The sequence below is a fragment of the Enterococcus sp. GPZ-007 genome, from assembly GCF_059374735.1.
Genome location: NZ_JCAFYN010000029.1, coordinates 38,233 through 51,294 on the forward strand (window position 1 = coordinate 38,233; position 13,062 = coordinate 51,294).

The 13,062-nt window shown below is 43.4% G+C and carries 13 protein-coding genes; 5 read left to right on the top strand and 8 right to left on the bottom strand.

From position 1 onward, the window contains the following. Positions 1-8: 8 nt before the first annotated feature. Entirely contained in the window at positions 9-2,381 is a 2,373-nt protein-coding gene (locus AC4J95_RS14410; protein ID WP_494550467.1) for a glycoside hydrolase family 9 protein, read from the bottom strand. After that, positions 2,374-3,339, bottom strand: coding sequence for an ROK family protein (locus AC4J95_RS14415; RefSeq protein ID WP_494550468.1), 966 nt, complete (start codon positions 3,337-3,339; stop codon positions 2,374-2,376). The genes AC4J95_RS14410 and AC4J95_RS14415 overlap by 8 nt, the downstream gene beginning before the upstream one ends. A gap of 180 nt (positions 3,340-3,519) precedes the next feature. On the opposite strand from AC4J95_RS14415, the gene AC4J95_RS14420 reads away from it, so the two are divergent. From AC4J95_RS14420 to AC4J95_RS14435, 4 genes are all read left to right on the top strand, one after another. After that, a complete protein-coding gene (locus AC4J95_RS14420; protein WP_494550469.1) occupies positions 3,520-4,578 on the top strand; it encodes a LacI family DNA-binding transcriptional regulator in 1,059 nt (352 codons plus the stop codon). Beyond that, positions 4,579-5,385 carry a Cof-type HAD-IIB family hydrolase gene (locus AC4J95_RS14425; protein ID WP_494550470.1) on the top strand — a complete coding sequence of 269 codons (807 nt, stop codon included), beginning with the start codon at positions 4,579-4,581 and terminating at the stop codon, positions 5,383-5,385. A 22-nt stretch (positions 5,386-5,407) separates the two neighbouring features. Next, positions 5,408-6,508: an SIS domain-containing protein gene (locus AC4J95_RS14430; RefSeq protein ID WP_494550471.1), complete on the top strand. Its 1,101-nt coding sequence runs from the start codon at positions 5,408-5,410 to the stop codon at positions 6,506-6,508. 300 nt (positions 6,509-6,808) lie between these two features. Beyond that, positions 6,809-7,000, top strand: coding sequence for a hypothetical protein (locus AC4J95_RS14435; RefSeq protein WP_494550472.1), 192 nt, complete (start codon positions 6,809-6,811; stop codon positions 6,998-7,000). Between the two features lie 83 nt (positions 7,001-7,083). Here the strand turns inward: AC4J95_RS14435 and AC4J95_RS14440 are convergent, their stop codons facing one another. From AC4J95_RS14440 to AC4J95_RS14450, 3 genes are read right to left on the bottom strand one after another with little or no spacing between them, the layout of a single operon-like run. Further along, entirely contained in the window at positions 7,084-7,545 is a 462-nt protein-coding gene (locus tag AC4J95_RS14440; protein ID WP_494550473.1) for a PTS sugar transporter subunit IIA, read from the bottom strand. Positions 7,546-7,567: 22 nt separating this feature from the next. Then, positions 7,568-9,070: a PTS transporter subunit EIIC gene (locus AC4J95_RS14445; RefSeq protein WP_494550474.1), complete on the bottom strand. Its 1,503-nt coding sequence runs from the start codon at positions 9,068-9,070 to the stop codon at positions 7,568-7,570. 3 nt (positions 9,071-9,073) lie between these two features. Continuing rightward, positions 9,074-9,769, bottom strand: coding sequence for an N-acetylmannosamine-6-phosphate 2-epimerase (locus AC4J95_RS14450; protein WP_494550475.1), 696 nt, complete (start codon positions 9,767-9,769; stop codon positions 9,074-9,076). 147 nt (positions 9,770-9,916) lie between these two features. On the opposite strand from AC4J95_RS14450, the gene AC4J95_RS14455 reads away from it, so the two are divergent. Next, on the top strand, positions 9,917-10,735 hold the full coding sequence (locus AC4J95_RS14455) for a MurR/RpiR family transcriptional regulator (RefSeq protein ID WP_494550476.1): 819 nt from the start codon (positions 9,917-9,919) through the stop codon (positions 10,733-10,735). A 117-nt stretch (positions 10,736-10,852) separates the two neighbouring features. On the opposite strand, the gene AC4J95_RS14460 is transcribed toward AC4J95_RS14455, so the two are convergent. The 3 genes from AC4J95_RS14460 to AC4J95_RS14470 form a co-directional block, all read right to left on the bottom strand. Continuing rightward, positions 10,853-11,107 (bottom strand): Txe/YoeB family addiction module toxin, encoded by a 255-nt coding sequence (locus AC4J95_RS14460; RefSeq protein ID WP_494550477.1) that lies wholly within the window; start codon positions 11,105-11,107, stop codon positions 10,853-10,855. After that, the gene (locus tag AC4J95_RS14465) at positions 11,092-11,346 is read right to left on the bottom strand and encodes a type II toxin-antitoxin system Phd/YefM family antitoxin (RefSeq protein ID WP_494550478.1); all 255 of its coding nucleotides are present in this window, start codon (positions 11,344-11,346) and stop codon (positions 11,092-11,094) included. The genes AC4J95_RS14460 and AC4J95_RS14465 overlap by 16 nt, the downstream gene beginning before the upstream one ends. A 145-nt stretch (positions 11,347-11,491) precedes the next feature. Beyond that, the gene (locus AC4J95_RS14470) at positions 11,492-12,691 is read right to left on the bottom strand and encodes a DUF3089 domain-containing protein (RefSeq protein ID WP_494550479.1); all 1,200 of its coding nucleotides are present in this window, start codon (positions 12,689-12,691) and stop codon (positions 11,492-11,494) included. Positions 12,692-13,062 lie beyond the last annotated feature (371 nt).

The following is a 13,062-nucleotide window of genomic DNA, read 5'->3' on the forward strand; positions in this document are numbered from 1 at the left end:
AATCCCCTTTATCCTTCAGTTTTAATTAATTCTGCTACTAATGACAACCACTTGCCGGCGATACCAACCCATACTTCTTTATAGGTCGCATTATTGAACTGCGGCCAATAAGGTTCATCCTCATTGCCGAATGTTTGCATCCCAACCGGCATCTCCCCAGTGATTTCTCCAGAAGAGACTGAGTATTGCTGCGGATAGTTATATCCCTCACCGTAGATCATGGATTGTCCAAACGGATTCTTACCGACCATCCATTGCAACTGCTGATGGGCCTTGTCCAACAGTGTTTGCCGATCAAGCAATCGTCCCATCACCGCCGCGCTCTTGCCCATTGAAAGCAGAATGCCGTTGTTGCCACGGAACGAGAACCAAACTGGGAATCGTTTGATGTATAAACCTTCGCCGACTTTGACTCCTTGTTTCAGCTGTTCTCGATAGCTGGCTTCTGCTTCGTCATCGACCAATAAATGCTGTTTGTAGAAGCTTTCCTTGTCTTGCCATTCATCCTCACGATAGATGCCGCTGGCGTACATCGGATACGGATCAGTGAATTGACCTAAGTAATCCAAGTAATCACCATAGTCCCGTCCGTGCTCCAGCCAGCTCTCTGCTTTTTCATGCTCTGGTGCAGCGGCTAAAACTTCTTCGAACGCCAAAGCATATAGATGTTCTCTGGCTTGATGGTTGAAGTGCTGGAAGACCTTGTGAGTCTCATCGCGATAGAACATTCCTTTGAGAATCGTACCGTCTGTTAATTCCAGACCTACTTTTTCCTGACAATCAAGCAAAGCATTGAACCACTCAATCATTTGCTCTTGATATGCTTCGTCTTCCGTTAATTGATACATCAATGCCGCCGTCCAAGCCATCGTCGCTAAAAAGAGGCTCTTCGATGTGTTGTAGGTATGCTCCCAGAAAATCGGCTCATGTTTGTAGCCAGTCTTTTCAAAGCCAGCAAGCGCATATGCATAATCTTCTTTTACTACTTGTAGCAGCTGTGCTCTCATTGCGTAATCTTTTGGTAGAGACTTGATAATCTTCGCTAGCAGACCGGTGATCAAGAAATTATCATAGGGACTGTTATGAATTCGTGGAACGGCGTCATCCATATTTCCAATGCGATTGTCTGTCCAGCGAGTGATTCCAGCACTAGTCAGGCGGTCGCCTGCATCCAAACGCGTCTTCAAAATAAAATCAATGCCCCACTCGCCTTCTTCAATCAAGCGCAGATAAAGCTCCTGCTGATCCTTAACCGTTTCCGCTGCTTCAAACAAGCTGCCGGTGACTTCTGCTGTTTGGACCAATTGCTGAGACAGGTCGCCGGCATCATGCCAACCACCGTTGAAGCTGACCAATGTGCCTTTATATTCCACCGTCAAATCCTCGTGACAGGTTCCATGGATGCCATGAACAGGACAACCGCAGCGTTCGCAGAAAATAAAATTCAGTGATTTCCAAATGGAGTCTGCTTTTAAAGTTGAAGCTGCACCGATCTGAAAGTTTGGTGTTTTCGTCTCATCGATTTGCAGATAATAGGTTCCTGGTTCTTTTACTGCTGAAAAATCCAATAAGCCAAAGGTGCCTGTTACCGTCGTCGTTGTTTGAATCTCTGCTTGGAGCACGATCTGATCTTCTGTTTTAAGCTCAAAGGTTGCCGCTGTAAAATCTTCACGATTGATAATGGCTGTTTTTGAATAATCTGGATAATAACCGATATGGGAAAAGACGATTTCTTTCCTTGGCACCTGCCAGCCTTTCGCTGACGTGCTATGTTGATTGTTCTCTAAAAATAAATTGCTGATGGTATAGCTCAACTGACCCTTTAGATTCATGTAAGAACCATTGGCACCAGTGAAAATACGAATACCTGTCACCACGTCTCTTGGTAGATTACTGATATCCAATACATACGTGCGTTGAGCTTGGCCCTCTAAATTAATGACATGCGTACCTTCGCGATTGTAGATATCGGGAATTTTAACCTCGCCATCATTTTCCAATGTGATCGTGATGTTAGGATTAACTGCATTGACACAATCCGCCGAAATATCCAATTTGATCTGAGTAAATGTTGACCAATCTTCTCTTGGAATAGGTAAGTAGGCACCAACTTCGCCAAAATTCACGTAGTCGCCATCTTCTGGTGCTCCATCCGCCCACGTGTCATAGCGCATCGCACTCAGTAAGGTTACTGTCTCTGCTGTTTGCTTAATCTCACCACGTCCGCAATGCTGCCAATGTTGGAAGCTTTCAGTTAACGGACGCCGTTCTGTAATAACTTCTTTTTCTAGCTGCCGCTTTTCAAACGACCGACTATTATCTAGCGGCAGTGGTCGATGGATATAGCCTGTTGCTTTTATGTCTTGGTTAAAATCACGCATAGGTTTTCTTTACGCCCCTTTCCATAATAAATGCCAATGTCGCAGCGCCTTTTAGTGCCACTTCGTTTGGATTCAATGCTGTCACTCGCATACCCTTCGTCACAAAACGGACTGTTTTCGCATTTAGAAACGTTACCAAATGATTCAAAAACCAGCCGTCATTCATGACTCCACCGCCGAATACCACTGCTTCAGGATCACTAACCCGTACCAAATTCATAGTTAACACCGCTACTGCACGTAAAGCTTGGTCAACGACTTTTTTAGCAAGCGGATCATTCGCTTCATAAGCTGCGATCAACTCTTGGAAAGTCACACGTTTGTCCTCTTCGATCGTCAACATCGTATCTGGAAACTCTGGCGCAAATTTCACTGTTTGATTATGCATGCCAAGGCCAGAAGCAAACAGCTCTACACAGCCATTTCTGCCGCAGGTACACTGATCATCGCTCATCATATCCACGACCATATGCCCCACTTCACCCGCGTTGAAGTTACCACCTTTGATCAATTGATTATCCGCTACGATACGAGCGGCGATCCCTGTGCCGATATTGATATAAACAAAATTACCGGTTTCCTGACCAATACCCAAAATGCTTTCTGCTAGTGCCGCACCGGACACATCATTGGTAATCCAGCAAGGTAATTGGAAAGCTTGTGTGATTTCTTTGGCTAAAAGGATTGGATCAGCAAGTCCTGGATGAATCTCCAGCCATTGTCCCTGATCTGTATCAACTCTGCCGACTACACAAACCCCGATACCAACAAGATCGCCTTGGATAATATGTTGTTGTAAGTAGTTTCTAATTGCTGCTTTGATCTTTTCTGTCGCACTGCGTTGATCAACCACCGTAGATGGGTATTTCTCACTCGTGAGAATCTCCCCAGCCGGTGTGACTTCACCAACTAAGATCTTGGTTCCGCCTAAATCAACGGCTAAAACTGTTTGTGTCATTCTGCACCTCTCATCTGGTAACGTTACCAAATAAAAATAATATGTTTCCGTTTTCAAAGTCATAATAACCTGTGTTGATTCTCTCTGTCAACAGTTTTTTGAACATTTAGAAACGTTACCAAATAATTCTTGCTTTTTTTTCATTCCTCCCCTAAACTAATTCCTAGGAGGCGCTCTCTCATGAAAAAAAATATTACAATCAAAGAAATAGCCAAAGAAAGCGGTGTGTCTGTTTCGACAGTTTCCCGCGTTTTGAATAACCACCCTTCTGTCTCGCCAGCAAAACGGGCGAAAGTCCAAGCGGTGATCGAAAAGGAAGGATTTCAACCGAGCATGCTGGCTCGCGGCATGATTTCTAATAAAACGAAAACCCTTGCAGTGGTCGTTTCGGATATTACCAACCCCTACTTCACTTCGTTGGTTTCTGAAATCGAACTAGCCAGCGCTGAACAAAACTATTCACTATTACTCTTTAATACCATGACTGCCGGTCACCAGAAAAAGGCCGATAGCAGCTTCGCTGAACGGGATACCTTTAATACGATCTTTGAAAAGAAAGTCGATGGCGTGCTGATTCTCGGTGGTGAGATTGATCGGGATGAACCGAATCCTGACTACCTGCACACTCTTGAACAGCTGAACAGCCAAGTACCCGTTCTGATCGTTGGACAGAAACAAGCAAATTGTAGCTGTGAATTTATCGAGCGGGATCTGGAAAAAGGGATTTTCCTTTCGGTTCAGCATTTATTGGCACTCGGTCATCGTAAAATCGGCTTTATCGGCGGTGAACCGAATGTCAAAATCACGACGCAAAGAGTTCAGGCGTTTGAAAAAGTAATATCGCTGTATAGTACCTTTGACCCAGCATTGATTCATTTGAGCGATTTCTATACCGAAGATGGGTATCACAATATGGAGACACTCATCAATCAAGGTGAGTTGCCGGATGCGGTATTAGCGATCAATGATCGGGTAGCGCTAGGTGCTTTTCGTGCTCTCGCAGATCACGATTTGTCTTGTCCGAAAGATATCGCGATCGCCAGCTGTGATGCCTTTCCTGATGGCGATTATCAAATTCCTAGGATTACGACGATCAATCAGCACAATCAATTTCTAGGAAAACAAGCTGTGAAACGACTTTTGAAGATGATTAATGAAGAACCGTTGGACACGCTGGAGACACATTCGCCAGATTTGATCATTCGCGAATCCTGCGGTATTGGGAGGTTAAAAGGATAGATGGAAAAACATTTAATTTTTATGGATATCGATGGCACCCTTGTTGCCCGTGATCAGAAAATCTCCCCACGCACGAGATCCGTGGTCACCGAGCTTCAGCGGGAGGGGCACGAATTTTATGTCGCTACCGGCAGAAAGTATTCTTCTGCCTATGAAATGGCGAAGAAATTGACCGATGACACCCAAGTCATCGCTTCAAACGGCAGTGTTTATTCAATCAATGAAACACTGCATAAGAAGCGTTTGTCTGATGCTGCGCTGGAGTTTGTCTACCAAACGATGACAGAGCATGACCTGCCGATGTTTTTCTTTGGCGAGCATACGATTTTTTACACCCAGCAGCTGCCAAGCTATTTACAGAAAAATGATCAATCGCGAATTGGTAATAGCGAAGAAGATTTTCTTGTTATTGATTCACTGGAAACCTTAAAAGCGGTCAGTCAACGCATCGTCAACGGGATCGTGATTGCGGATGGTCGAGAAACCGAGCTGGAACAAGTACGAGAAATTCTAGAAAAGAGTCAACTGCTCTCGGTCTCCTCTTCCCATCCGAATAATATCGAACTGATACCTTTAGGGGTCAATAAAGCCACGGCAATTCACGCGGTGCAAAAGAATCTAGAAGTTCCACAAAAGAATATCATCAGCTTTGGCGACGGTATGAATGATCTGGAAATGCTGCGGGCATCCGGCGTCAGTGTCGCCATGGGCAACGCGGTGGATGAATTAAAACGCCACGCCAAATTTATTACAAACACCAATGTAGAAGATGGCATCGCCAACTTTCTGATTGATTATTTCAGTTAAAACACATTAGGAGAAGAAAACTATGTCAAAACCAACCATGTTGTCATACATTTTAGAAGAACAAGAAAAGTTAACTGCGGCTATAAATGCCTATCCTGCCAATATCGATGCCGCCATCAGTGGCTTGAACTTAGACGCGGATAACTGGCTCGTTTTAGGAACAGGCTCTAGTATCAACGCCGCGAAAAGCGCCAAATACTACATCAAGAAAATGGCGGATGTGAAATTAGCCATTGAAGAGCCGTACAATTTTACTCACTACGAAAAAATCGATCCCAAACTGCAAGTAGTCTTGGGAATCTCTCAAAGCGGACAAAGTACTTCGACAATTGAAGCAATGGATAAGATCACCAATCATCACGCGGTACATACGATGGCGGTTACCAGTATTCCAGACAGTGAGATCACGAAAGTTACGACTTCTACACTTGATGTACTGTCTGGTCGTGAACGCGTAGGCTACGTGACTCTTGGCTTTTCTGCTACCGTTCTTGCCTTGATGCTCTTGGGTCTGCGAATCGGTGTGAAGAAAGGTTTAGTCACTCCCGAACAGGAAACAGACGAACTAAAAGAGTTCTTAGAATTAACCAGCCGTTTCAATCATGTGATCGAACAATCTACGAAATTCTTTGAAACACACCGGAAAGATTTCCAATTGGCATCGCGCTTTACATCGATCGCCTACGGTCCAGCCGTCGGAACAGCTAAAGAAATGGAGACGAAATTCTCTGAGACGATCCGGGTCCCTTCTCTAGGTGTGGAGCTGGAAGCTTTTATGCACGGTCCTTATTTAGAGATCAATCCAGAGCACCGTTTGTTCTTCATCGAGACACCGGCAAAACCAGAAATCATTGAAAAAGCCGGACTGTTGAAGGCTTATGAACAAAGACATACGGAGCATGTCTTCACGATCTCGTTGCGTTCGAATGAGGCCGAAGATGCCAACACGTTGGCTTTAGGAAATTGCCCCGATGAATTCAAAGCGCCGTATCTGGCGGTTATTCCTTTCCAAGTCTTTTGCTGGTACATCTCACGAGAAAAAGGCATCGATATCACGAATCGAATCTTTACCGATTTTTCTCAGGCCGTTAAAAGTAAGACGGTCGTTCAAGATTACGTTTAAACTCAGCCCCCTATTTGATTTGGCAAACCCCTAATTTGCCAGTCAATTAGACATAAAATCCGCACAATCCAGATTTTTTGGATTGTGCGGATTTCTTTAACTCGCCATGCTTCAACAGAATGCTATCTAGAGAATCGAAACCTTCACCGCTTTTCTAGCCAACCGAACTTTATCAAAATTTACCTTAGTCAGTATGGAAAGAAAGTTGAGTTATTGCTGTTCATACCGGTTCCTACTTCTTATATTTCAATCAAAATGATGTATAATAAAAGCAACGAACGAATAAGGGATGTGCTATTTATGGCAACGCTAAACGTTGATAAATCCAATCTGACAATTATGGGGGTTCAATTTGACTCTCAAAAAGATTTCAAGGGTGTTTGGTATGCCTTGAGTACGAACATGATCGAAGGTTGGGAACCTAAAAAACAGGATGTAGAAGAAATGAAGCAATACATCATTCAAAAGAATAAAGAGAAAATGTATGAGTAACTTTGCTTTATATGAAGAGTACTACTTGGAAAAAATTTAGAGGGTGTGACAAAAGTATTGGTCACACCCTCTTTGTTCTTCTATTATTTTAGCTGCTCGCCATGCTTCAACTGATTTTTATTCAGTGAGTCAAAGCTTTCCCCACCATTAGTGATTAGTGTTAAAACAACATCGGCTTTTCCCGCTGCTCGAACCTCAGCAAAATCAGCCGTGACCAGCAACGTGCTTTCATCGACCTTTTGTCCTACTTGAACATGAACTTCAAAAGGGATTCCGGCTAATTCAACCGTATCTAAGCCAATGTGAATCAATACTTCACTGCCTAGCTCGCTGGTCAATCCGATCGCGTGCTTGGTTTGGAAAATCGTCGTGACGGTTCCTTTGATCGGTGCGTAAATTTCCGAGGCAGCGGGTTGAATCCCAAAGCCCTCACCCATCATTTTTTGTGAAAAGACAGGATCAGGTACTTCTGTTAATGGGACAAAGGTTCCATCAACTGGTGCAAAGAATTCTTCCGTCTTTTTCTTTTTAAATCGCTCAAACATTCATTATCCTCCGATTCCTCGATTAATCATCGCGTCCTAATAATTGATTGATTTCTTGACTGAACAAGTCGGCTTTTCCGCCAAAGACCGCTTGGATGCCGCCTTGTACCTCGAAGACGGCTGTCGCTCCTAGTCGTTTGAAGACAGGTTTTTGGACCTTTTCACCTTCTTTAACCGCGACTCTCAAGCGGGTCGCACAGGCTGTAACGGTTTCAATATTTTCATCGCCGCCAAGCGCTTCAATGATTTGCCATGCTTCATCCTGCAAGCTCTTCGAACCAGAATCATCTGTCACCTCTGGCAAATCATCATCGTTTTCCATACCTGGAATCGCCACGCGGAATTTCTTGATACAGAAGCTGAAGACGAAGAAATACACCAGCGCCCAAACAATTCCCAGCGGGAGAACTTTGATCCAGTTGGTTTTATCGTTCCCCTGCAGCACACCGAATAGCAAGAAGTCGATCAAGCCGCCGGAGAAAGAATTTCCGATCCGAATATTCAAAATGTCCGCAAAATAGAAGGACAAACCATCTAAGAAAGCGTGAATCACATAGAGCCACGGAGCAACAAATAAGAACATGTACTCGATTGGTTCAGTAATCCCGGTTAGGAAAGAAGTCAATGCTCCACTGAAATACAATCCACCATTCTTTTTCCGATTTTCTTTAGGAATCGCACGATACATCGCATAACAAGCCGCCGGCAAACCAAACATCATGGTGGCGAAACGTCCGGCAAAGAAACGGGTTCCATAAGTAAACAAGCCAGTATGACTAGAATCCGCTAATTGAGCGAAGAAAATATTTTGTGCCCCGGAAACGGATACCCCGGCTACTGATTCCACGCCGCCTAATGATGTGTACCAAAACATTGGATAAATCGTGTGATGCAGCCCGACTGCTCCAGTCAATCGCAACAGGAAGCCATAAAAGAAACTCCCGATACTGCCCATTTGTGCGACCTGCTGCCCAATAACGACCATCCCATTTTGAATCGGCGGCCAAATCAGGTAGAACACACAGCCGATCGCGATCGCACTAAAGGATGAAACGATCGGAATAAAACGCGACCCACCGAAGAAGCCTAAAAATTGGGGCAGTTCGATTTTACGATAGCGATTATGCAGGAAGGCAACCGTCCCACCGATAACGATCGAACCAACCACACCTGTATCGATGCTGGCATCTTTAGCAGAAAATAATTGCAATAACCCGCTGATGGTTGCAGTATAAACTAAGAATGCCACGCCGCCCGCTAATCCGGCCGTTCCTTTATCGCCCTTGGCTAAACCAACTGCGATCCCAATCGCAAAGATCAATGCCAGATTGGCAAAGACGGCGTTTCCGGCAAAGCTCATAACACTTAGAATCGTCTGCAGCCACGGTTGATCTAAAAATGGATACGCTGCTACCGCACTTTCATTTGTCAGCGCACCGCCTAAACCCAATAACAAACCCGCCGCCGGTAAAATCGCGATCGGCAGCATAAAGGCCCGCCCTAACTGTGAAAACTTTTTAAACATGATTTATTCTCCTTCCTTTTTCATCAACGCTTGAATAAAACGTGCCGCAATCTCCTTTGGTCTTGTGATCGCACCACCGACGACGACACCGACTGCTCCTAGATCCTGTATTTTTCTGGCTTCTTCTGGCGTATGAATTTGTCCTTCCGCAATAACCGAAATGCCTTCATCCACTAATGCCTTGACTAACGCTTCATTCGACTGGGAGACTTCCCCTGTATAGCCTCTTAACGTTGTTCCAACAAAATCCATACCTGCCTGCCAAGCGTTCAGTCCTTCTTCATAAGTCGCGATATCTGCCATCAATAATTGCTCCGGATATTTTTCCTTGACCTGCTGGATAAACTGATTGATCGATTGTCCATCTGGTCGCGAGCGCAACGTGCAATCAAATGCGATCACTTCCACTCCAATTGCTGCTAGTGCATCGACTTCTTTCATGGTAGCTGTGATGAATACTTCAGAATCTGGATAGTTTTGCTTAATAATTCCGATAATCGGCAAATCAACCTTTTCTTTGATTTGCTGAATATCTCTGACTGTATTCGCCCGAATTCCAACAGCACCAGCTTCTTTTGCCGCCAAAGCCATTAGCGGCATGATCCCTCCTTCCGATGTGTATAGTGGTTCACCTGGCAAAGCTTGGCAAGAAACAATCAAGCCATCCTTTACTTTCTTCAAAAACTCTTTTTTCTTCACGCTCCATTTTCACTCCATTTATAAATTATTTTGGATTATTACTCCATTTACTATAGCACGCGCTTTCATTTGTGTAAATAGGAAATGAAAAAAAAACGGATTTGACGTATAATTTAGTTTGACAACGCAGAGGCAAAAGGAGATCAAATGACCATTACGTATACTATCCAAGAAAATTACTCAGCTTTAACAAAATCTGAAAAAAAAATCGCGGACTATATTTTGACTAGCGGGGAAAAAATCGTTCACAGTACCATGAGTGATATCAGAGAAGCGACGAATGTTGGCGACGGCACGATTATGCGTTTTTGCCAAAAAATCGGTTTTTCTGGTTTTTCTGATTTAAAAATCGCCATCGCCAAAGAAGACTTCAGCAAACAGCAGGAAGACTCGCAGGAATCCGATTTTTTCGATCAACGAACGAAGACGATCAATACGGCTCTGAAAACGACGAATCAGCGTTTAGACAATGAAAAAATCCAGCAGGCCGTCCAATTGATTACTGAAGCCAAGCAGATCTATATCTTTGGGGTCGGCTCCAGCGGCAATACCGGCAATGACCTGGAAGCGATGCTCTTGCGTGTCGGCGTCCAATCTCGCTCAGTGGTCGATCCGCATTTTCAGGCGCAAATCGCTTCGCTGTTGACAGAAAAGGATCTAGTCATCGGCTTTTCGCTATCCGGCAGAACCAAAGATACCTATGATTCGCTGGATATCGCCAAGAAAAACCACGCGAAAATCATCGCTGTGACGAATTATCAAATGTCACCGATCGCCCAGTTGGCGGATATCGTTTTGCAGACTGCGATCGAAGAATTTTTAGACGGAGCTTCGTTGGCGGGGAAAATTTCTCAATTGTATTTGTGCGACTTGCTTGTTCATGGCTACGAGGTCGAAAACGACGTGAACGCGATCGAGTTGAGGGAAACGGTGCTGCGCTCAATTTTAGATAAAAGTTTGGATTAGTTTTTTAGACAAAAATACCGCTCAGCCCTGAGAATAATCTCGAGTTGAGCGGTTTTGTTTGTTCTCCGCCAAATGGAGGCAAATGGCGGAGAAAGCAATGGTTAATTCAGGTTTCTTTCATATATGAGACCAAACTGATTGGATGGTGACAGTCTTTTCCTCTTCACTTACACTGTAAACTAAACGGTGCTTGATGTTGATTCTTCTAGAGTAGTATGGAACACCGACTAATTTTTCATAAGGTGGGGGCGTTTGAAAGGGATCCTCTTTAATGACTTGAACTAATCTGTCAAACTTATCATTCAAGTGAGCAGCTTTCAATTTGGGTAAATCTTTTCGAGCATTCTTTTTAATTCTTATAATGTATCCCAATCGATTTCTCCCAATTCTTCCGTTTCCTCGTCTTCATAATGTTTGATTTTATCTAATACTCTAACATTTTGTAAATACATGGTTTCTTGAATGGCATTCCAATCGCTTTTACTGATTACAACTACACTTTCATTTTCATCTTTCATGCTTGAAATTTCAACCGGCTGATTATCTGCAACGACATGCTTGATAATTCCGTACAAATTTTTTCGAGCATTTGTTGGTGAAATAACTTCCATGTGTACTCACCTCTTTTTTCTTTAAGATAATTTAACCGTACGGCTTAACGTACGTCAAATGAATTTACGATAATTTTATTAATCTATAAATCTCAAAAAAAAATCTCAAAAAACTGCCTACCTCATCGATAGACAGTTCCTTAAATTATTGTACTGGTTGTTGCTGGTCTTGTTGTTGATTTGGATCAACCGTCTGTGTGTCTTGTTGCACCGGCTGTTGATTCGGATCAGTCGTTTGTGCCGCTTGATCTGGATGTGTCGCGAAGTATTGGCTTTCGCGATTTTCGGCATTTTGCTGCAGGTTGTAATAATAAAAGCTGATGTCGTTATTCAAAAATGAACCCGCTGGATAAAGTTTACGTGTGCTTTCCGGCATTTCGTATTTGGCTTTATCAACGGTTGAAGAAACGACCAGACCTCTTGTTCCATCAACCGTCGCGTCTGCGAGATTCATGACCTTCGTGTAGTCGCCATTTTCATTGCGCACATATGAACCTAAATTTTCTGCAGCTGTGGCAGGTGTCCCATCGGTTCTCCAGTTGATCGGGTTGATGGCTAGCGCACCTTCATCCCAAGTTGGCAATTCGCCGTTGAAATCGGGAGCAACTGTATTGTATGAAACGACCACGCCGGTATCGTCTGGACCTGTCGCAAATTTAACTTGCGGATTATCATTCATTTCTTGTTGAGTCACTGATTGTCCTAGAACATAAGCGGCGATCATACGGTCGCTGACACCCGGATTATTTTTGAAATAATCGTACAGGATGGCTTTGATCATGCGAGCACCTTGTGAATGACCGACTAAGATAAAGGGACGATTATTATTTTCATGCTTGATGTAATAATCAAAGGCCGCATAAACGTCCGCTTTTGGTACACCATCAACATATTCATTTTGTTCCGTTTTTGATTTTGAGTACAACCAGTTGGCATCCAATTGACGGTAATAAGGAGCGAAGATATTGCCGCTAGTATCAAAAGCTGAGCCTTGTGTCGCTAGAAATACTTGCGCACCTGCACGCATTGTTGCATCGTCAATTTTGGCTACGGGTGAAGAATTTTCATCCTTTTGTGCGTAAGCTGTTGGATAGAGCATGAATACATCTGCTTGGCTAGTGATCTCGGTGGGTTTTGATAACCAATTATCTGCATTGCTATAGTCGCTGCCTTTAATTGTTTCTCCCGCTTTTTTCGGCTCTTTTGCCTTTTTTTCCTCTTTGATGGTTGTTTTGCGCGTTTCTTGCTTGGGTGCTTCATCGCTTGTAAAGAAAGTCGTGTAGGCATAATACCCGCCAACCCCCAATACCGCTACTACTAATATTCCAATAATGAATTTTTTCATTGTGTCCTCCATAAAACAAATTTATGTTTCTTATTATAGGGTAGTTGGGTTTTGTTTGACAAATTAGCTGTGGATTTTATTAGAAAAGCTTATGAAATCATTTAGTGTTTTGGCAACCAGCGTAATTTCGCCTCAATCATCTGAAACGTATGAAATAATCTGTAGCGAGTAAATGATTATTTGCAAGTAATAGTATCTACAATTGACAATGTATATACGCGTGATATTATATATACATAGACTAAGTAGATATAAGGAGAAAAAGCATTTTCCCGTGAGTCCTTTCCAGGAGTCAATTCTAGAACATCACACAAGCACCAAGCAACTAAAGTGTTATTAAATTATCAAAGAACAAGAGAATAAAACTGGAG